Source organism: Psychrobacillus lasiicapitis, from assembly GCF_006861795.1.
Lineage (GTDB): Bacteria > Bacillota > Bacilli > Bacillales_A > Planococcaceae > Psychrobacillus > Psychrobacillus lasiicapitis.
Genome location: NZ_VDGH01000001.1, coordinates 84308 through 105027, shown reverse-complemented (window position 1 = coordinate 105027; position 20720 = coordinate 84308). Strand labels below are relative to the sequence as shown.

The 20720-nt window shown below is 36.1% G+C and carries 25 protein-coding genes; 4 read left to right on the top strand and 21 right to left on the bottom strand.

Annotated features, from left to right (window positions below; genetic code table 11):
• Nucleotides 1-93: 93 nt before the first annotated feature.
• Nucleotides 94-483 carry a large conductance mechanosensitive channel protein MscL gene (gene mscL / locus FG382_RS00570; RefSeq protein ID WP_142536934.1) on the top strand — a complete coding sequence of 130 codons (390 nt, stop codon included), beginning with the start codon at nucleotides 94-96 and terminating at the stop codon, nucleotides 481-483.
• Between the two features lie 27 nt (nucleotides 484-510).
• Here mscL and FG382_RS00565 read toward each other — a convergent pair whose 3' ends face one another.
• The 4 genes from FG382_RS00565 to FG382_RS00550 all read right to left on the bottom strand — a co-directional run bounded on the left by FG382_RS00565 (nucleotide 511) and on the right by FG382_RS00550 (nucleotide 1836).
• Nucleotides 511-1101: an SCO family protein gene (locus FG382_RS00565; RefSeq protein ID WP_142536933.1), complete on the bottom strand. Its 591-nt coding sequence runs from the start codon at nucleotides 1099-1101 to the stop codon at nucleotides 511-513.
• A 105-nt stretch (nucleotides 1102-1206) separates the two neighbouring features.
• Nucleotides 1207-1329 carry a YvrJ family protein gene (locus tag FG382_RS00560; RefSeq protein WP_142536932.1) on the bottom strand — a complete coding sequence of 41 codons (123 nt, stop codon included), beginning with the start codon at nucleotides 1327-1329 and terminating at the stop codon, nucleotides 1207-1209.
• Between the two features lie 57 nt (nucleotides 1330-1386).
• A complete protein-coding gene (locus tag FG382_RS00555) occupies nucleotides 1387-1599 on the bottom strand; it encodes a DUF2922 domain-containing protein (protein ID WP_142536931.1) in 213 nt (70 codons plus the stop codon).
• 21 nt (nucleotides 1600-1620) lie between these two features.
• Nucleotides 1621-1836, bottom strand: coding sequence for a DUF1659 domain-containing protein (locus FG382_RS00550; RefSeq protein WP_142536930.1), 216 nt, complete (start codon nucleotides 1834-1836; stop codon nucleotides 1621-1623).
• A 116-nt stretch (nucleotides 1837-1952) separates the two neighbouring features.
• On the opposite strand from FG382_RS00550, the gene FG382_RS00545 reads away from it, so the two are divergent.
• Nucleotides 1953-2408 carry a DUF2621 domain-containing protein gene (locus FG382_RS00545; protein ID WP_142537383.1) on the top strand — a complete coding sequence of 152 codons (456 nt, stop codon included), beginning with the start codon at nucleotides 1953-1955 and terminating at the stop codon, nucleotides 2406-2408.
• A gap of 170 nt (nucleotides 2409-2578) precedes the next feature.
• Here FG382_RS00545 and FG382_RS00540 read toward each other — a convergent pair whose 3' ends face one another.
• From FG382_RS00540 to FG382_RS00495, 8 genes are all read right to left on the bottom strand, one after another.
• The gene (locus FG382_RS00540) at nucleotides 2579-3070 is read right to left on the bottom strand and encodes a CcdC family protein (RefSeq protein ID WP_229677331.1); all 492 of its coding nucleotides are present in this window, start codon (nucleotides 3068-3070) and stop codon (nucleotides 2579-2581) included.
• Between the two features lie 29 nt (nucleotides 3071-3099).
• A complete protein-coding gene (locus FG382_RS00535) occupies nucleotides 3100-3468 on the bottom strand; it encodes a response regulator (protein WP_142536929.1) in 369 nt (122 codons plus the stop codon).
• Between the two features lie 43 nt (nucleotides 3469-3511).
• A complete protein-coding gene (locus FG382_RS00530) occupies nucleotides 3512-4222 on the bottom strand; it encodes a cytochrome c biogenesis CcdA family protein (RefSeq protein ID WP_142536928.1) in 711 nt (236 codons plus the stop codon).
• Nucleotides 4223-4944: 722 nt separating this feature from the next.
• On the bottom strand, nucleotides 4945-5277 hold the full coding sequence (locus FG382_RS00520) for a hypothetical protein (protein ID WP_142536927.1): 333 nt from the start codon (nucleotides 5275-5277) through the stop codon (nucleotides 4945-4947).
• Nucleotides 5278-5469: 192 nt separating this feature from the next.
• On the bottom strand, nucleotides 5470-7254 hold the full coding sequence (locus tag FG382_RS00515; protein ID WP_142536926.1) for an ABC transporter ATP-binding protein: 1785 nt from the start codon (nucleotides 7252-7254) through the stop codon (nucleotides 5470-5472).
• Nucleotides 7254-9008 (bottom strand): ABC transporter transmembrane domain-containing protein, encoded by a 1755-nt coding sequence (locus FG382_RS00510; RefSeq protein WP_142536925.1) that lies wholly within the window; start codon nucleotides 9006-9008, stop codon nucleotides 7254-7256. The genes FG382_RS00515 and FG382_RS00510 overlap by 1 nt, the downstream gene beginning before the upstream one ends.
• Nucleotides 9009-9215: 207 nt before the next feature.
• Nucleotides 9216-9755 (bottom strand): histidine phosphatase family protein, encoded by a 540-nt coding sequence (locus FG382_RS00505; protein WP_142536924.1) that lies wholly within the window; start codon nucleotides 9753-9755, stop codon nucleotides 9216-9218.
• Nucleotides 9756-10144: 389 nt separating this feature from the next.
• Nucleotides 10145-11221, bottom strand: coding sequence for a citrate/2-methylcitrate synthase (locus tag FG382_RS00495; protein WP_142536923.1), 1077 nt, complete (start codon nucleotides 11219-11221; stop codon nucleotides 10145-10147).
• A gap of 104 nt (nucleotides 11222-11325) precedes the next feature.
• Between FG382_RS00495 and FG382_RS00490 the strand changes: the two genes are divergently transcribed.
• Nucleotides 11326-12207, top strand: coding sequence for a LysR family transcriptional regulator (locus tag FG382_RS00490; RefSeq protein WP_142536922.1), 882 nt, complete (start codon nucleotides 11326-11328; stop codon nucleotides 12205-12207).
• 25 nt (nucleotides 12208-12232) lie between these two features.
• On the opposite strand, the gene FG382_RS00485 is transcribed toward FG382_RS00490, so the two are convergent.
• The 7 genes from FG382_RS00485 to FG382_RS00455 all read right to left on the bottom strand — a co-directional run bounded on the left by FG382_RS00485 (nucleotide 12233) and on the right by FG382_RS00455 (nucleotide 17476).
• Nucleotides 12233-12511: a hypothetical protein gene (locus FG382_RS00485; RefSeq protein WP_142536921.1), complete on the bottom strand. Its 279-nt coding sequence runs from the start codon at nucleotides 12509-12511 to the stop codon at nucleotides 12233-12235.
• Between the two features lie 655 nt (nucleotides 12512-13166).
• On the bottom strand, nucleotides 13167-14462 hold the full coding sequence (locus FG382_RS00480) for an arsenic transporter (RefSeq protein WP_142536920.1): 1296 nt from the start codon (nucleotides 14460-14462) through the stop codon (nucleotides 13167-13169).
• A 75-nt stretch (nucleotides 14463-14537) separates the two neighbouring features.
• Nucleotides 14538-14903, bottom strand: a complete 366-nt coding sequence (locus tag FG382_RS00475; RefSeq protein ID WP_142536919.1) for a YybH family protein — start codon at nucleotides 14901-14903, stop codon at nucleotides 14538-14540.
• Nucleotides 14904-14905: 2 nt separating this feature from the next.
• Nucleotides 14906-15340: a GNAT family N-acetyltransferase gene (locus FG382_RS00470; protein WP_229677332.1), complete on the bottom strand. Its 435-nt coding sequence runs from the start codon at nucleotides 15338-15340 to the stop codon at nucleotides 14906-14908.
• A gap of 194 nt (nucleotides 15341-15534) precedes the next feature.
• On the bottom strand, nucleotides 15535-16017 hold the full coding sequence (locus FG382_RS00465) for a hypothetical protein (protein WP_142536918.1): 483 nt from the start codon (nucleotides 16015-16017) through the stop codon (nucleotides 15535-15537).
• Nucleotides 16014-16223: a helix-turn-helix transcriptional regulator gene (locus tag FG382_RS00460; RefSeq protein ID WP_142536917.1), complete on the bottom strand. Its 210-nt coding sequence runs from the start codon at nucleotides 16221-16223 to the stop codon at nucleotides 16014-16016. The genes FG382_RS00465 and FG382_RS00460 overlap by 4 nt, the downstream gene beginning before the upstream one ends.
• Nucleotides 16224-16411: 188 nt before the next feature.
• Entirely contained in the window at nucleotides 16412-17476 is a 1065-nt protein-coding gene (locus FG382_RS00455) for a DUF1835 domain-containing protein (protein ID WP_211356351.1), read from the bottom strand.
• A 716-nt stretch (nucleotides 17477-18192) separates the two neighbouring features.
• On the opposite strand from FG382_RS00455, the gene FG382_RS23345 reads away from it, so the two are divergent.
• A complete protein-coding gene (locus FG382_RS23345; RefSeq protein ID WP_268238257.1) occupies nucleotides 18193-18645 on the top strand; it encodes a ribosomal maturation YjgA family protein in 453 nt (150 codons plus the stop codon).
• 51 nt (nucleotides 18646-18696) lie between these two features.
• Here the strand turns inward: FG382_RS23345 and FG382_RS00445 are convergent, their stop codons facing one another.
• Both FG382_RS00445 and FG382_RS00440 read right to left on the bottom strand, forming a co-directional pair.
• Complete coding sequence (locus FG382_RS00445) at nucleotides 18697-20001, bottom strand: DUF4179 domain-containing protein (protein WP_142536915.1); 1305 nt, start codon at nucleotides 19999-20001, stop codon at nucleotides 18697-18699.
• Complete coding sequence (locus FG382_RS00440) at nucleotides 20002-20493, bottom strand: sigma-70 family RNA polymerase sigma factor (protein WP_142536914.1); 492 nt, start codon at nucleotides 20491-20493, stop codon at nucleotides 20002-20004.
• Nucleotides 20494-20720 lie beyond the last annotated feature (227 nt).

Here is a 20720-nt window from a genome sequence, read left to right as displayed (position 1 = left end):
CAAAAAAGTAGTCTAAACATATCGAAATATGTCGAAACTCACTATACATTTATATCATTTTTTTGTAGTATGGCACAATGGAGGTGATAATATATGTGGAAAGACTTTAAAGAGTTCGCTTTCAAAGGAAATGTACTAGATCTAGCTGTAGCAGTTGTTATTGGAGCTGCTTTTGGAAAAATTGTATCTTCATTAGTAGAAAATATTATTACTCCGTTAGTTGGACTTCTATTAAATGGTGTTGATTTCACTTCCTTATCATTTAAGTACAAGGAAACAGAAATTTTATACGGCAACTTTATACAGTCTGTTTTTGATTTTATCGTCATCTCTTTTTCTATCTTTTTGTTTGTTCGCTTATTATCTAAATTTAAACGAAAAGAAGACGTTGTCGAAGCTATAAAAGAAGCTCCACCTGTAGATGCGAAAGAAGTATTATTAGAAGAAATCAGAGACTTACTTAAAAAGCAAAATGGTGCATAAAAAAAAGAACCCGCTTTGGGTTCTTTTTTACTTTCCATCTGCAATTAATGCTTCTACATCCATCACTATCTCTTCTTTTGGCACATCTTGATAACCATTATAGTTTTTTACTACGACCCCGTTTTGATCAACCAAAAAGAAGGATATGCCATGCATTACTTCATTCGTATTTGGATTTTTTATAGCAGCTGTTTTAAAATTATCCGCTGCAAATTTTTTAATATCTTCTTGGGAGTAACCAGTTAAAAGATTCCATTTGCTTTCATCTGGAACTTCATAATTACTAATATATTCTTTTAATACTTCTGGTGTATCGTACTCAGGATCAGCTGTAAAGGAAACAATCTTATAATCTTCTATTCCTTTATCGGCAAGCTCTTTTTGAACATCACTCATATTAAAGGTCATTAATGGACATTCCGTTGTACAATTTGTATAGATGAAACTTGCTAACCACACATTTCCTTTTAAATCATCTAGTGAAACAGCTTCCCCACGTTGGTTTTTGTAATTGAAATCTTCCACTTTCCAATTCGTCTGTGCTTCAAAATTACCTCCACTTCCGCACCCTGCAAGAATAAGCAAGGTAATCGATAGCATTGCTAATAATTTTTTCATGGAATGAGACCTCTCTTTTCTATTATAGCCTTATCTTAACGAAACAAATTGTTTGATTCAACTACATTGGCTCTTATTAATTCAACAGTTTTGTGAATAGGAATGCTATTTTAATGATAATAATGCATTTTTAATTTCCTCAAGTTTGTGTTCCACTCTATGCATCAAGTAAAATGATACAAAAATAGGAAAACCAACATCTTGAATAACTGCAAGCCATTGTTCCATTCTTATGCATCTCCCTTTTAAAAAATGACTCTCCGTCGAACGGAGAGTCATTTTGTATTAAATAATATCTGTTACGTTTCGTTCTACTACTTTTGCACTTTTGGCTAGTGCAAGGGTCGATCCTTCCACTTGAAAAACATTACTACTGATAATTGCATCCATGCCTGTTTGTATTTCTTCTGAAGTTAGTGATTCTTTTGGTTCGTCAACGGATATCATCATGTTTTTTCCATTTGCTGCTTCAAATTGTAACTGCAAAGTTTTAGCCATACTGTCTCCTCCCTGTCATTATTAGTTTAAGTTTAATGTCTCAATTTTCTCAGCCCCAATATAAGGACTATCTGTAAAGCTTGTTAATGCGGTAGCTACTACTTCTAATTGATCTGCCGTTGCAGCAGCTTGTAAATTGCGGTAAGACTTCGACTTTGTCTTCATCTTGCCGTCTTCTGTCAACCCTGCCTCATAAATCAGCTTTAATACTGCTTCTTTGTGTTCTAAGTTCGCCATGTGTATCACCTCCTTTCAAGTAGTAGATAGAAACTATTTGATCGAAAGGATACATTCCTAGTGAAATATTCTTGAGAACATCTTATACTATTGGTAAGAAGATTGAGGTGAATAGATTGTTAAATGGTTGGTTTTTATGGTTTATAATTTTTTGGGTGGTTGTATTAATATCATTGATGGCAATTGGCGGATTCTTTATGTTCCGAAAGTTTCTAAAAGCTTTGCCAAAGGATGATGGAAAGTCTGTGCTAGATTGGGAAGAATATTATGTCAACAATACGATACATTTATGGAATGAAGATCAAAAAGTACTGTTAAATGAATTAGTAAGTCCAGTCCCAGAACTTTTTAGACCAGTAGCAAAGCAAAAAATCGCAGGTAAGATTGGTCAGTTGGCATTAGAGGAGAAAGCAAATTCTATTACACGGGAGCTGTTAATCCGTGGTTATATTATTGCGACGCCTAAGCGAGATCATAAATTTTTACGCAAAAAACTAGCGGAACTAAAGATCGATGTTACACCATATGAACGGTTTTTCGAACTATCAGCAGACATGCCTAGAGGCAAATAAAAAAGCGAGCATTCCTATTTAGGGAATGCTCGCTTTCTATTTTATTATTGATCCAGCTCCAGCGCCTTGCCCCTCGGGGTCAAATGTGAAAAAGCTGTGGTGGCTGAGGAACTGCCTCCTCGCTTTTTCCCATTTGCCTGTCGGGGCAGAGATAGGCTCTTGCGCTTTTCTTATAAACTTACTTCTTTTTGTATTTTCCTAAATTGCATATACATCGCAATTCTCCATGGAACAATCATACCAAATGCCAATATCCAGAACATGCCACTAAGTGCCCCAACATTAATTGTAGAGCTAAGCACTAGCTTTCCAATAATACGTATGATTAACAATCCGAACAGGATAAAAATAAATGCTTTTGATTGCTTCAAATAAATTTCACCATCTCTGTGTTCAAATTTGGAAGTCCAAATTAGCACAGTGGAAAATAATATTCCAGCAACTATCGCCTCTAAAAATTCTAACCCTGTTACTCGAAAAAAGGGAAAGATAAACATCAATGCTCCAGTAGACATAAAAAGTGGAGGCAACAATATTTTCTTTACACTTGCCGGTCGTTTGGCAGATTTCGCTCTAATGGTCGTAACCGCTATTCCCATTCCGATAGCAAACACCGTAGAAACAATGATCATTACGTTTGGTGAAATTTTTTCAAATATCATATATATCATATCCTTCAATTCTAATGCATCTATTCTGAGTCGGCTGTCACGTTTTTTAGCACTTGCACGATTTGTTCAGGGTTAAATGGTTTAGTTATGAAATCTTTGGCGCCGGACTCGAGTGCATCTACTATTAGTTTTTGTTGTCCGAGAGCAGTAACCATCACTATTTTTGCATCTGGGTGCTCGGAGATGATCGCTTTGACTGCATCAATCCCTGTCATACCCGGCATCGTAATATCCATCGTTACTACATCTGGTAATAATTTTCTATACATTTCCACTGCTTCTTGTCCATTAGCTGCTTCACCAATTATGTCAAATTGATGTTCTTCAAGCATTCTTTTAATCGTAGTTCGCATGAAAATTGCATCATCCACTACTAATACGGTTTTCATACCGGTGCCCCCTTACCAATGAAATCTAAAATCCTTCAAACGGTTAAAACCCTGTAAAATCACCAAAAAACGGACTTAAAACACGTATAATATATTCTAAACCGTCAAAAAACAATAAAATTCCTAGGGCAATCATTATATAACCGCCTACTTTTACGATTAAATTGCTGTTTTTACGAATCCAGTTAAGTCTTGTAACAAAGAAAGATAAGACGAAAAATGGAATCGCAAATCCTAATACATAAGCTAGCATATACCATATACCAACATCTGGATTTGATCCTGCCATTACGATTACTGCTGCTAAAATTGGTCCTGTACACGGTGTCCATCCTGCTGCAAATGCCATCCCAATCAGAATGGTTCCTAAAAATCCGGAAGGACGATTTTTAAAGTGAAGGCGTTTTTCTTTCATTAAAAATGCTGGATTAAATATACCAACGATGATCAATCCAAAAATAACAATAAAAATTGCACCAATTTGGCGTAGCAAATCTCCATATTGGATAAAGAATGTACCTACTAAAGAGGTGGCGAACCCTATTGCAACAAATATAATTGAAAATCCTAACAAAAAGAATAATGTGTGTAACATTCCTCTTCTTTGCATCAATTTTTTGTCTGTTTTGATTTCTTCTAGTGACATTCCCGTAATATAAGATAAGAATGCAGGATATAATGGCAGTGTACAAGGAGAGATAAAGCTTAAAAATCCGGCTCCAAACGCCAATAAAAGATTAATGTCGGTACTCACGGCTGTCTTCCTTTCCGATTTACTGTCCCTATCGTACCAAATTTACCTCGCTTTGACTCTACAATTGCTTGTGACAGCTTTTTGACTCTTTTAATCACTCTTCTCTTTCTTACCATTATGAAACAAAAACATCTTCATAGGTAGTTGCTTGTAGTACTCCAATATAGTTAAAATATGCTTTCTCAAAATATATAATTCAGACTTTTTAAGTTTAGCAAATGTTGAACTTTTACGGAAGGCTGGAAAAAAATTATTCCTTTTTGCATTCACTCTCCAGATGTACAAAATCCATTATAAAAAATCACCTACTGTAAGACAAGTTAGGTGAATTTTAGATCGATATAAATTATTTTTCATTTATGTGTTTCCTCGATAAAGTGAAACTTCAATCAGTGGGGGTTTTTCGTCGCACAGGACGTGCTAGTGGGGACGTTGCGACATGGACGTCGCGCTTCGAGTCCCCGTCATCCCTCACTGATTGTTAGTTGAACCAATCGGGCTTTTACGGGCAGTTTCCCTCCCACTTATCTTATCACTTTTCCTAAATCTTGAAGTGGGAGTCTTACTGCCCGTTAATGCGGGATAAAGTGAAACTTCAATCAGTGGGGGGTTCTTTATCCCCCACTGATTGTTAGTTGAACCAATCGGGCTTTTACGGGCAGTTTACCCCCCACTTATCTTATCACTTTTCTTAAATCTTGAAGTGGGAGTCTTACTGCCCGTTAATGCGGGATAAACTGGAGCGCATTTCTCAATTCTTGTAATGCTACAGCTAAGTCTTCATACGCTTTCGTTGCTTGTTGCGCATTCACCTCTGCCTCATAATCTATTCGGGTATCTACAAAAACTGCTCCAAATAAAACTATTTTTCTTTGAAATACTTGAACCTCAGCTAAGTGTTCAATTGTAGAATTCATATATGTATATACATTGAAAGAATGTTGATTTGCACAATATCTTTCATATAAATTAGAGCGCTCCTTCCCTGATTTCATAGCTAGCTGCTCTAATTCTTTTGCACATGCTACAACGTTTTGACCTTGCTCTGTAACCATTTTTGTACATTCTATTATTGAATACATCTTCTCTTACGACCTTTCTTGTTTCCACAACTATTGTATCATAATAGAAAAATAGTCGGTTACTTGGTGATTGGTCTTTCCACATATTGATATCTTTGATAATACGTAAATTTAACAACCCAGCAAAAGTTTTTTAACTCTTGCTGGGTTGTTAGGCTATATTAATTAGGCGATATCATCCACCACATTGTTTTGTAATAGATACATTTTATGATATAAACCTTTTTGGTTAAGAAGTTCTTGGTGAGTACCACGCTCCACTATTTCCCCGTGATGCAGAACAAGTATAAGCTCCGCATCGGCAATCGTGCTTAAACGATGGGCAATAGCAATCGTAGTACGTCCTTTTCGCATCTTTTCTAAACTACTTTGAATGGCAACTTCCGTTTCGGTATCAATATTTGCAGTTGCTTCATCCAATACTAAGATTTTTGGGTTCGTTGCGATTGTACGCGCAAAAGCAACTAATTGTCTTTGTCCACTTGAAAAAGTAGAGCCTCTCTCTGTTACTTTTTGCTTGTACGTATTTGGAAGCTTTTCGATAAATATATTGGCTTGCACAAATTCTGCAGCTGCTTTTACTTCCTCATCACTCATCTCTTGATCATGTAATCGAATATTATTCTCAATATCTCCGTAGAACAAAAACGGATCTTGTAGGACAAGGCCTACTTTTTCCCTGATTTCTTCCTTCTGAAAGTCTTTCACAGAATGCCCATCAATTTTAATATCTCCTTGTTCAAACTCATAAAAACGCATCAACAAGTTGATAATGGAACTTTTCCCACTTCCTGTATGCCCTACTAATGCTACCGTTTGGCCAGGTTCTGCAGTAAACGAAATATTCTTTAGCACATCTGTTTTCCCATCATAAGAAAAAGTAACATTTTGAAATTCGATTTTTCCTTGTTCAATTTTTGCATTCGCTATATCTTTTTGCGAAGGTGCCAAATCTTCTTCATCTAATAATTTAAATACACGTGAAGCGGCAACAATCGCTTGTTGGAATATAGACAATCGTTGCATTACTTGATTGATAGGCTCAAAGAATCGGTCTATATAAGTAACGAACGCATAAATAACCCCTACTTCTACTACATTATTCATTGAGATAATCCCAAAATAGCTGAGGACCATAATAATTGCTAAGGCGTACACTAAATCGATTGCTGGTCGAAGCAGCAAGCTATCTAGCTTGATATTGCGTTTACCTGCATTCCAGTGCTTATCATTTATTGCATTAAACTCATCTTGCAGTCTATCTTCTTGTCTGAACGCTTGTATCATTGTCATTCCCTGTAAAGATTCCGCTAGCTTTGCATTTAATTGGCTCAGCCTTTCTCGCAAATCTTGATACACAATCGAGCTATGTTTTCGATACGTTGTAATGATAAAAAATAATATTGGCAACAAAACAATGGTAACCAGTGCTAATTTTACATTCATGATGAACATCGCGATATATACACCGATTACTAAAAATCCGCTTTGTACAAATGCCACTAATACACTCACGAACATATCTTTAATCGCTTCCGTATCATTCGTTACACGAGATACAATGCTTCCTGCAGGGGTTTTGTCAAAGTATCGCATGCCCAATTTATGCACCTTTGAGAAAACATCGATTCTCATTTGTTGAATAATTTTTAACGCAATTTCTTGAAACCTTAACAATTGAAAATAGCTCACGATGACATTTCCAACTTGTATGAAGACGTAGCCAAGTGCTAAACCGACAATGGGACCTGTCGGGAAATTTCGTGGAGTTAAATAATCATCCATAAATACCTTGATAAGAAATGGGCCTAAAATGTCTCCTATCACCGTCAAAATCAGTAAAAATAAAGCTAAAGCAATAACTTTCTTATGAGGCTTTAAATAGGTGAGCAAACGTTTGAAAACCTTCCACTGATCTTTTCCGCTTAACTGTAGCTGTTTTTCATCCATTATGCTTCACCTCCTTGTTCCACTAATGATTCAAGTTGTTGTAATTGATACATTTCAAAATACATTCCCTTTAACTCCATTAATTGTTCATGGGAGCCTTTTTCTTTAATGGTCCCTTCACTCATAACGATTATTTGGTGTGCATGTTGAATCGCACTCAATCGATGAGAAGTGATGATCGTCGTTTCATTCTGTCGTTTTGCTTTTAAAGCTTCTAGTATGGCCTCTTCCGTCCGTGCGTCTACTGCAGACAAAGAATCATCCAGAATTAGTAGCTCAGGATCCATCATCAAAGCACGCGCAATTGAAATACGCTGTTTTTGACCACCTGATAAAGACACTCCTCGTTCGCCGACAACCGTGTTATAACCATCCGTAAACTGCAATATATCTTCATGAATATATGCAAGTTTCGCAGCTTCATGGACCTGTTCCATAGAAGCGCCTGCATTAGCGAACGCAATGTTTCCGGCTACCGTTGTGGAGAACAAGAAATGATCCTGAGGAACATACCCGATTGCTTCACGTAAACTCCGTTTTTTGTATACATCTATTGGGTGTTCTCCATATAAGATTTGCCCTTTATATCCTTCGAATTCTCGCATTAATAGTTTAAGTATCGCTGTTTTACCAGACCCCGTTTTTCCGACGATTCCTAATGTTTCACCGCGTTTAAGCGTAAAGTGAACATCATGTATGGCAGATCTTTCGTCACCTGGAAATTTAAACTCATCCACATGAAATTGTATATTTCCCTCCGGCTTTTGTTCAAGAGCATTTTCTTTATCATCAATTTCAATCTCTTCATCCAATAAATTCATAATACGGTCATACGAAGCACGTCCACGCTCAACAATATTAAATAACCAGCCGAAAGCAAGCATCGGCCAGACGAGTAGTCCCAAATAAGAAGTGAATGCAAACAAGTCTCCAATTGACATCTCATCCGCTAATATAAATCGAGTTCCAAATATAATCGATAAGAAGAAACAAATTCCAACAATGAGTGAAATCGTGGGATCAAATAAGGCATCCACTTTGGCAACGCGAATGTTTTTATCTACTACGTCTTGCGATAATTGCACGAAATCTTCGGTATCCTCTTTTTCTTGTCCGAATGTTTTAATGACTTTCACACCAGAAATACTTTCTTGTGCTTTATCATTTAAATTGGAAAATGCTTCTTGCGCATAACGAAAACGTTGATGCAATAGCTTACCATAATAGCTCGTTAAGATAGCCATAAGTGGTAATGGGATAAGCGCGATTAACGTCAGCTTCCAGTTAATTGTTATAGCCATAGCCGCAATAACAAAGCCACCTGTTGTGATGGAATCGATAAGAGTCAGTACACCAGCTCCTGCCGTTTGTTGAACAGCAGACAAATCATTCGTAGCATGAGCCATCAAGTCTCCCACTCGTTTTTTCTGATAAAACGAAGGAGCCATTTTCGTAAAATGACGAAACAATCTTTCTCTTAGCTGTCTTGCTAGAAAAATGGCTGAACCAAAAATCATGATGCGCCAGTAGTAACGCAATGCATACATACCGATTGCAGCTACCGCTAAAATTCCAAGCCATTTTAATAAGGTAGCACTCGTTAAAGTGCCCGCACTTATTTCATCTACAACATACCCAATAATTTTAGGAGGGATCAGCTGTAAAAAAGCAACGAGCATAAGCATAACAATCCCCAGTAAATATTGCTTTTTTCTTTCTTTAAAAAACCATCCTAAATCCAAAAATACTCTCACATTTTTTCCCCCATGTTTCTATATTAAGACTAATATAGTTTAGCAAATGTTCATACATTTCGGAAGATGAATAGTAGAATTTATTTCGGAAGTTGAAACTTTATTTTAATTATGTGAAAGTGCACTCAAACGAGAAAGCAAGCGGAAAAATAAATTGCCATTTTTCTGCTTGCTTCTTTTATATAGCGTATTACAAAAACTTCTATTTCATTTCCATATTCGCTTAAAGGTTCTTTCCCCTTCTAGCACTTCAATCAAGTAAATATCAGGATTCGATAATGATTGCCACTGTTCAAAACTAAATCCTTCATCCATGCTGTTTAATAACAAAGACATAATAGCCCCATGTGTGACAAGAATAACATCTTCTGCAGAAGAATTTATAACTTCCTCCAAGACTAAACTGATTCTACATAGTGCTTCATCGCTAGATTCTCCCCCCAAGAATGTTAATGATTTGTCTTGAAAGGTCATCTTAAGCTTTTCCAGCCAATTGGAATAATTCGCCGTGCTGAGTATCCTTTCAGAGAGTCTAGCATCTTTTATAATGTCCATTTCTTTGCTTTCAGCCAAAGGTTTAATGGATTGAACTGCTCGTACATAAGGGCTAGAAATTATTTTGTCGATCTTCATATTTTCAAAGTAATCCCTCAGCATCATTGCTTGATTGTAACCCTCAGAAGTTAAGTTAGCATTTTCTTCCTGTCCTTCTGCTTTACAATGCCTGATTATGTATATTCTTTTCATTGTTTAAACACCTCGTCAATCTTTTCGATTGTAATCTAGTATCCAATTATTAAAACTATCTTACATTTTTCGTATAGACTCAGGAGAAGTTGCTAGCAAATCACATCCATGGTCGTCATACACATGTTAAATCATTTTCTGATCGAACATATCATATATAGTGATGTTTCTCTTGCATGTTAACGCCAAGTTCAGACCGAATTCCAATATCCTATTCATAAAATAAAGGTGACCTCAATTTCAGATTTGGATAGTTAGCCTTCATAAAGTGTTCAATATCCATCTCTTTATCTCCAATTTACCTCCCTTCTAAATTTATGGTGATGTCTACTAATAAATATAACGAAAAAACACACGAAGAAAAACATTCTCTTCTTCGTGTGTTCAATTTAAGAATTTATCCCCTCTTTTATCTCAGCTACATAAACAGATTCGGGACGGAATATAGTGTTGTCATTAATCTGCTCAATAGCATGGGCAGTCCAGCCAACCATTCTTGCTACACTGAACGTAGGAGTGAATAGCTCTGCCGGCATATCAATCGAGCGCATAATGGCCGCTGCATAATATTCTACGTTCGTATACAATTTACGTCCCGGCTTGTGCTCAGCGAGTAAATCGATAATCTCTTTTTCAGCTATTGTCGCTAAGTCTAACCAGGCGTCTTTTCCTTGTAGCTGCAAACATTTTTCGCGCAAAAGAATCGAACGTGGATCTTCTGTTTTGTAAACGCGGTGGCCGAATCCCATTATTTTTTCTCCATTCTTGATTTTATTCTCTACAATTGCTCGAATGGAGGAAGGGTCCTTAAACTCATTTAGTAAATCGATAACGCCAGACGGGGCACCACCGTGAAGTGGGCCTTTCATCGTTCCAAGTGCGGAAGTAATGGCTGCTGTTAAATCAGATTCCGTCGAAATCGTTACTCTTGCTGCAAATGTGGAAGCATTTAAACCATGCTCCATCGTCAGCTTTAAATAGGTCTCCAGTGCTTCCACTTGTACTTCACTTGGGACTTCTCCATTTATCATCCATAAATAGTTGGCTGTATGGGATAAATTCTCATTCGCTTCCACTATTGGGAGATCATGCTGATTTCGGTAATGTCTTGCCACAATGATTGGTAAAGCAGTTGTTAGTATGATAGCTTGTTCCTGTATCGTTTTTTCTTTGAATTCCTTATGAGCATACGCAGATATTGCTGTTCTCATGGCATCCATTAATAGAGTTTCTTTTGGTAGCGAGTCAATAATATTTTTGATATGATTCGGAAGTTCTCTATTGTTTTGAAGAGTGGCGCTTGTCCGTTTTCCAGTCCAAAGAAAGTTTGCTAGCTCTTCAAACGAAAGATTAGGTACCAATTCATCGACTTTAACCCCTCTATACCTTAGCTCCCCTATGTTTCCTTCGACAGATGCGATGCTTGTATGCACCGCTACTATATCCTTTAGTCCTCTTTGATACATATTTAACCATCTCCTTTAATTTTAGTATATGAGCGTTAGTTGATAATGAAAATTAAATATATATAATTAAATTAATTAACATTATTAATCGAGTAGGTGAAAGTATGGAGTATCAATGGCTTAAAACATTTTGCATTGCGGCAGAAACGCTCAACTTTCGAAAAGCTTCCGAAAAATTAATGTTATCCCAACCGAGCGTTACTGTTCATATTCGGTTATTGGAAGAACATTTAGGTACCCCGCTTTTTGAGAGACAAAATAATCGAGTGTCACTAACAGACGCAGGAAAGTTCTTTTTACCAGAGGCGCAGCAAATAGTGAACCGAATTGAAAATAGTGTAGGCAAAGTACAAGCATTTGCCCAGGGATATCGCCGTAACTGGAGTATTGCCATTTCACCACTTATGGCGGAAACGATTTTACCAAATGTTTTACGTTCTTTTATGAAACATCATCCGGATGTGGAGATAAGTATTCGTATAGAAGAATCGCATCATATAGAACAACTGGTGGAGCAAGGAGAGGTCAATATAGGCGTTTCAGCACTGGAAGCACAACAAAGAAATATACAATCTATTCCAATCTATGAGGATCCTATATTATTTATTATGCCTTTTGATGAATACGATGAAGAAAGTGGTCCACCTATTGATATAAAAGACGTTCTGCAGAAAAATTATCTATTTACGCATCATCATCCAGTCTTTTGGGACGACCTTTTATTGCAACTGAACAAAGATATTGTCAGTCTTCGAACGATGAAAGTAACACAAGCCCATATAACTAAAAGATTCATCCAAGATGGACTAGGAGTTTCTTTTTTGCCACACTCCATTGTTAGACGAGAACTAATCGAAGGTAAAATGATGCAACCACACTTTGATTTGTTTAAATTACCTTCCGTCTCTACTTACATTATTGTAAAAAGACAAGGGGACTTGGAAATAGACTTCATCGACCGGATTTCGACTTATTATTTTCGATAGTAAAACAAAAAAGGGGGGCATCATATTACATATGTGCTCCCCTTTTATATTCATTTAAAAGCTTAAATAGACGTATTCTTTTTGAGAGTAAATGTTGTGAAAGGAAAAATGCAATGGTAGCAGCTAAAACTGCACCTACTAAATAAATGGGTGATGCATTTCCAAAATCAACTTCAGAATACATACCTGCGCCAGTCGAAGTTATTTCTGGTGTATTTAGTAGCGTAAGTAACATCCCCGATCCTATTTGCAATATAAAAAATAATACAGCAAAACTCATCATGAACAGCAAATATTTTTTCAAGTGCTCACCTCCCAAATAATGTTTACGATTCATTCAACAAAAAGTTTCAATCTATCTAACAAGTGAATGATTGCTTCAGTCAGCTGTAGCTCACAATTTGGGAAGTTAGGTATGGATGCTCCGTTTAGCATTTCATATGATGGATTGCTTTTATTTACTCAAACTCTTAAATGATGTTATAATCGTAGTAGACACAGGATAAAATAAAAAGAACGCTTGGTGCGACAACACCAAACGTTCCTGTAATGCCATAGCATCGCTTCAAAGGCGATCAGCAGTGAAGATTAGTAAACCACCCAATTGCCGGTAAGCTCAGGGGTGGTTTACTTTTTTTCTTTAGTAAAAGTAAGTATGGAAACGATCAAACCAGCGAACGCCACTGCGAACATTAAAGACTCGAAAGTTGTCATATAGCAACATCTCCTTTCCTATTTTGGAAAAAATCCAAAAATAGTGAATTGGAAATGCCGACCACCCTTGAACACGCTATTTTATTACTCTTCTATTATACCACACATACGTTCTGTTTTTATTGTACAAGCTATGATTCAAATCAACCATTTATCCTCTTAATTCTTTGGTTTTATTGTACTAATAATTATGTATCTGAGTGGAAGGACAAATACTTCCGCTGTACGCTGAAAAGCATCCCTCTCTAGAAAATTAGTAAAGTTAGATAGAGCCCGCATAACGTAATAAATAAAATTGGGATCGTTAATACAATTCCTGTTCTAAAATAAGTAGCCCATGAAATTATAATGTCTTTTTGAGATAAAACATGTAACCACACGAGTGTCGCAAGCGAACCAATAGGAGTAATCTTAGGACCTAAATCCGATCCAATCACATTTGCATAAATAAGTGCTTCACGTATCGTCCCAGAAGTATTCGTTTCCGCGATTGCTAATGCATCAATCATGACAGTAGGCAAATTATTCATTACGGAAGATAAAAATGCTGCGATAAAGCCCATTCCAATCGTCGCAACAAATAGTCCTTTGTTTGCTATAAATTGAACAACACTTGCCAAAGAACCTGTTAGCCAAGCATTTCCCATTCCATATACAACGACATACATACCGATAGAGAAAAAAACGATACTCCAAGGTGCTCCCTTTATAACCGCCTTTGTATTTACTGCGGCACTTCTTCTCGCCATCAATAAAAATAAAACAGCGATGACCCCTGCGATAATGGATATCGGCATATCAATAAATTCACTAATAAAGTATCCGACAAGCAAGATACATAACACTCCCCAGGATAAGTGGAACATTCCAACATCTTTTATTGCTTCCCGAGGCATGCGCAATTTTGATAAATCATAAGTTTTCGGGATACTTTTTCTAAAATAGATATATAACACCGTTATTGTTGCAATTAAGGAAAATAAATTGGGTATCAACATTCGATAAGCATATTCCGCAAATCCAATACCAAAGAAATCAACCGATACAATATTCACTAAATTACTCACGACAAATGGTAAAGAGGTGGTATCCGCAATAAATCCACTTGCCATAATAAACGGAAAAATCATCTGCTCTTTAAAATGCAAATGTCGCACCATTGCAAGTACAATTGGCGTTAGTATAAGTGCCGCACCATCATTAGCAAAAAAAGCTGCCACAATCGCACCTAATATACTTACATACACAAACATCTTCACACCATTACCTTTAGCAGCTTTCACCATATGAAGCGCCGCCCACTCAAACAATCCAATTTCATCTAAAATCAATGAAATGATAATAATTGCAACAAAAGTCAATGTTGCATTCCATGTAATTCCTATTACTTCTTGTACATCTTGAAATCCCACCACTCCAACTACTAAAGCAATCAAAGCCCCGCCACACGCAGACCATCCAATGGATAAGTTCCAAGGCTGCCAAATAACTAAAGTGAGTGTCAGAAGAAAAATCAAAGATGCCAAAATCGCATCTGTCATTCAAAAAGCCCCCATTTTGGTGCCAGGCACCTATAATATATTTGTAACATTCGATGTTTTCCTATCTTGCAATTTTTATATGCTGCTTAAGTGTTCGTGGATTAGCTTCCATTCGCCATTAGCTTCTTTTGTGAAGATGTTCGTGGCTCTTCCACTACCTTTCACAAATTCCCCATTGTAATATCCTTCGTATCGATAGGTGTAAATACATGTCGCGGATCTCTCATCATTTGTCAACCACTTAATATCTTCTGATGAATAGACCTCTTCTTTAATAACATTCCATGCATTTTCAAAATAACTTTGAATCTCACGGCTAGTTGTACAAGTATTGTTTGAAAACCAGTAAATTGCATCTTCGTGAAGAACGCTTCTCACATTGTTGAAGTCATGGGTATTTGTCGCACTTATATATTGTTCCAATGCTCTTTCGTGGCCCATCATCAATCCTCCTGTATTTTCATACTTCCTGTTCTTTTGTATTCACACATAAAGCGTTCAACTCCTAGGTATTTTTCGCCTAGGCTCGTAATAGTAAATCCCATTTTTTTATAAAAATTCACTGCATCTTGATCTGTTTCTGTAAAAATCTTGGAGTGAGCATAGTTTTCAATTATAAAATCTATCATTCTCTCCCCTATTCCCCGACCTCTCATATCGGGAGATACGGCAATCTGTTTAATAATACAAGTATTCTCCACTGTCAATTCAACTCCAATACAGCCAACAAATTGCTCAGCTTGCTTGTATCCATACAATTTTCTGTTTTCCTGTTCTTGATAAAGTTTATACTCCGCGTCAATTTTTCTTACGGACGTAGCGTACGCTAATAATTTTCTAATTGATGTTAGTAGAATTTCCATATTTATTTCTTCCACATTTCATCTCCCCTTATTCACCTTGAATAATGTACTTTGTACGTAATTAAGTAAGTTAACAGACCAATTATCGATTGAACTGCAACTGGAAATATCAAATAAGCTATTAGTTCATCGAAAAATATTGTTGTCATTGGGAAAAGGGACAATAAAATACTATAAATATTGAAAAGACCTCATGGATTCCCCCTATTCTATCGAGCATGAAAGTACTTAAACGTTATTAAATAAATGATCAAACCAAGAATAGGTATCGAAGCGGTGGTAAATATAGGATACCAAGGATAATCGAGAAAATAATTTGGTATAAACATATACGACGCTAGAAGAACAATTGTGTAAAAAATAATAAAAACAAATGCATAACGAACAGCTTTGCCAGTGATTTCAACAGCTCGCTCATCCGAGACATCATATTCAGAAAGAATATATTCCTTTAACAGAGCATTTTTCTTTTTCTTAACTACGATAAAGTCAATCACATTAAAAATAATTAATAATATAGTAACAATAGAAAGAAAAGTTCCTCTCCATGTAGTGACATATAAAGAGAATTCATCGATATAACCGCGCCCGAACAGTTCGAAATATTGATTAATTTTTACATAATCATATACACTTAGCGCCATTGCTGCAAAAAGCAAACATCTCAAAATAACTGTGATATACATCCTCATTTTGTTGCATCGTCCTCCTTATAAAAAATTTGTTCAATGGGTTCTCCAAACACTTCTGCTATGTTTATTGCGAGCAGTAATGATGGGGTGTAGCTGCCTTTTTCTAACGAAACAATTGTCTGTCTTGTTACGCCCGTTTTTTCAGCAAGATCCCCCTGCGTCAAGTTGAATCTAGCTCTTAATTCCTTTACTCGATTTTTTAGCAAACTGCTCCCTCCAAACGTTCTACATTTATTGTATAGTTTAATTGTCTTTTTGTATAGTTTATTTTACTTTTTGAATACTTCGTTTTACTTTTTAAACAAAATAAAAGGAAGATATTCAGCAAACAATACTGATTACTTCCCATTTCTAAACTATTCAAGTGCAATTTCCGGTTCGATTAGACAGCCGTTCATTCATTGCGCATTCTTACACTATAATTCCATAGCGATTTAGGTATTCCTTTTATCTCGAGAAAGCCACTATATATTAAATGCCGAATCCTATATTCCAAAAAGAAAATATCAACAAACCCATCCATTTGTACAAAAAATTCTTCTAATAGTTTTCCAATTTTGATAAAATCATTGTTTCCTTGCTGTTTTTGGAGATCTTCTATCATATGTAAGATGGTCGAATCAGTGTGATTTTCAGGCACGCCTTTTATTTCACCATTGCTCCAAATACGCAGGACTTCTTTCGTTTTTGCTAATGCTTCCCAATCCAATTGTAAATGGCTCCGTTCTTTTTCGGATAATGCAGTAGCCTTTTTATTTTTTTCAAACAACATTTTTAAATTTGGGGATTCCATTTGGCTGGTATTGGAAATGTATTGCTGTTGTTTTTGAGTATTTATGTGTTTTTCATACAGTTCGGTGGAATTAATTAAAAATATCTCATTTGTTTTTTCATTCAATAGATAGATTAGGAATCGCATACATATTTGTTCATTTGCATTGTTTCCATACCAAATATAGATAGGAACTTCATTAGGTATATCTTCTATTTCTCGGAGTGTATTTGAAAATTTTACGGGATATTCTACTTCCTGTTCAATGTTAATATTTTCGATTAACCAATCTTTTCGAAAAGTTTGCCCTGTTTTTTTATCCAGTTCTCCCAATGGCCCAATAGAAAGGAAATCGGGGAAGCCAATTACAGTCTTTGGCCTTTCTAGACCCGCTCGTAAAGAACCCGCCGCGGATTCAGAGGAAACGATATGTACCGGGCCATCTGTTCGTAACTGACGATTTTTTTGAATCTGTTGATTAATGGATTCTACCAGCAAGACCATGTCATCCTGATTTGCAAAAAAAGTTCTGCCTTGAATAGGATTACTTTTGTAATGATCGAATGTTTCAAATTCCTCTTCTTGTTCTAATTCAAATGTTCCCCAAGCTTCCGTTCTACTTAAATCCAAAACAGATATGTAATTTTGTGTTTCGATTTTATAAACAAACACTATATTTTGATCCATCAAGAAATATATAAATGGATAGTTGACTTTAGTTTTTATGACCAATACCTCCTATGCAATAACATTTATTAAACGCGAAAACCTGCTGAAGGTGACTTTTTCATAAGAGCTTTAAATAATTTTCCATTAAGTAAAGATTCTATAAAAAATATACATAATGAAATTTAACAGCATTAAAATTAACAACTGTACGGATGCTGTGATAAAAATAAATAAAACATCCGCAAATAATACCACTTCACCAGGTGGAAGTTCCTGAGGGTCTAACCCTACTAATAGTAGAAATGAAGAAACAATAACCGAAACAAAGAAAGCGCCTTAGACGAATAGCGCATGTTGATAAAATTTTAGTTTGAACTTGCTGAACCAAAGAATAGTATTTATTAATACAATGATTAAAGGAAAAACTAAAAATTGAAAAACTAATGTATCCATAATTTCGGCTAGGATTGACGAATAAGTAATTTGAGCCAAACAAAGAATAACGGTATTTGTAAAAGCCACCCAGAAGTAGGAACATTTATTTTTATACATTTTTCACTCCTTCTATTATATACATATTCAACTTAAATTCTGTTATCTCCTTCTATAATAAGACAATACCGTTGCCAGCAAATGCATACTATACAAATTACTACTGCAAAGAATTCGATTTGTCCAACCCTTGCTTCCACAATACAATACTTGTATATTGAAGATTAAATATATTCCAAAGAGTGATCTCATTGACTATAAAAAACGAATACATCAATTTATGTTACATTAAAATTAGGATAGCCTATGTAATTACAGTTGCCACTACCATTTTCTTGGGGCTAGCCTCTAGGAGATATAGCCATGAACTTCCGCCGTTTATAGCAGAAAACGCTGGGGATGTTATTTGGGCTATGATGGTCTATTACGGACTCCGTTTCCTTTTGGTGCGTAAAAGGTTAGTCTTAGCTATTTGGATTAGTTTCCTTTTTTGTTATAGCATTGAATTCAGCCAGCTATATCAAGGAGAGTGGATAAAGCAAATTCGTGCTACTTCACTCGGAGCTTTAATATTCGGCAAAGGATTTCTGACAGTAGATTTATTTCGATATGCAGTTGGGATTCTGTTAGCTGCCTTCTTCGATAAAGTGATACTTTTATCCATCCAGCGAATACACAATAACCCCCGCCGCTAAGGGGGTTTAATTCCTTATAACGGTGGGGGTTTATTACGTAAAGGTGAAACACTATTCATAAAGAGGTATATCAATTTCTAGCTTACCGTCCAAATACAGTGGATAGCTATTAATATGGAATCGAATTGGATTCACTACCTTTTCAAAATCAAATGTAGAGACTTCTGTGACATATGGTTCTTCTCTGCTCATATGCGTTTCAATTAGATTATTACTTAAACTTTTGCCTTCTTGATCCACCATTTGAGAAAACAGCAGCCAACCGCCAGATGGATAAGTGACTTCCAATGTATTATCCGATGGTACTTGAACAGTAATATCCAAATCACTTGGCATATAGAGGACTTTCTTTTGCTCAAAATCTACTTCGATATAGTCCGATCCTTTTGGAAGTGCTTGAATTCTATCTATTTCTAGTGTTATTTTTTTCGGCTGTCGGAAGTAATTACTTTGTAAGAATAAGTTCACGTCACCGTCTTCCAAATTGCTGACTCCTCCCGAGTCATTTCTTTGTTGCCCCCATTCTTCGCCATTCTCATCAATCAACCGAATTGATGTGAATTTTAGTAATTGCATCGTGTTTTGTTCGTCAGCAGCTAGACGAATTTCTGCACGTAACGGTGAAATTTTCAACTGTTTAATGTCTATTGTTTGTCCATCTACGACAACAGTTTGATTCACCTCATATACTTTTGGTTGTTCAATAGGCTTAGTGAGAGTGAACGGTACGGCGAACTTAGTTTCTGCTACATCACTCAAACTTAAATTAAATTCAAATTTCTTATTGTCATAAGATAAATCATTAGTAGACGTAATTTCAACTTTGTCTTCATGTACCTTCCTTTCACCAGAATGAGAGGTAATGTAGGAATTAATTACACCAAATGGGATGCCTTGTTGGGACACTTCTATAGAAGTTATACTCAAATCGGATAGATCAAAGGGAGATTCCAGCTTATAGAATATTGTCATCCCGGAATGGTCAGCCACGACACCTTGTAAAGTCAACGTATAATCGCCTTCCGTTACCTTAATTCCAAGTTCCTCATAGTAATTATTTTCAACAATATCACCAATTCCTTTATCAAAAGAAATCATGTGCACGATAGAATCAAATCCTGGAATCTTGGCCATCGTTTGTGCAAATACGGGAGATACACGAATGGATGCTACTAACAGTACCAGCATAATAGCAGCTACACTTGCACCTGAATACAGACGACGTTTTCTCTTCTTTGTTAATCGATGCTGTTGCACTGCTTTCATACGTGCTTGATGTAAGGCTTCTTTCGGGATTTCAATTGCTTCTAACTCCTTGGTAAGCTTATGCAAGTCCTGCTCGTTCAAGTTAGTCATTTACAGTTCCTCCTTTTCAATAAGGACGCGTAATCTTTTTAATGTCGTGTGTAGCCTTGATTTCACAGTACCTTCGGGAATTTGCTTAAACTGTGCAATGTCTGTGTTCTTCATATCTTGGAAATATTTTAAGTAAATTAGTTCTTGTTGTTCTGGTGGTAAGCTTGCGATGATATCAGCCATTTCGAATGGTTGCTGATCCGTTGATGCAATTTCCACATCATGATTATAGATAAATTTCTCTTGCTTCTTTTTCACGTCTAAACAAATATTAATAATAATTCGGACAAGCCATGTTGCTATGTATGCAGGTTCTTTTACGGTATGAATCTTTTTTAAAGCTCGATACGTCAGCTCTTGTACCGCTTCAACTGCATCATGCTCATTTTTCAGATATGCAAAGGCCGTCCGGTAAAGCGTTTCCTCATGTCGGGTTAATAACTCCAATAATGCTTGTTCATCACCCGCGATTGCTCGTTTTTCCAAATTCATGCTCCCACCCCCTCGTTATCTATTAGACAGTTTGAAATCGTAAATCGTTCATTTTATTTTGGTTAATAAAAATAAAGTTCCATTTCGAAGGTGGATATGCTATCCAAACCCTTAATCAAATTGTACTGCTTATTTAATTATTGGAGTAGATAAACTATTTCTTATGACTCTGCAGTCAATTTTATATTCACTAGTTCAGTTTCCAATTGCACCTAATAAAAAGAAGG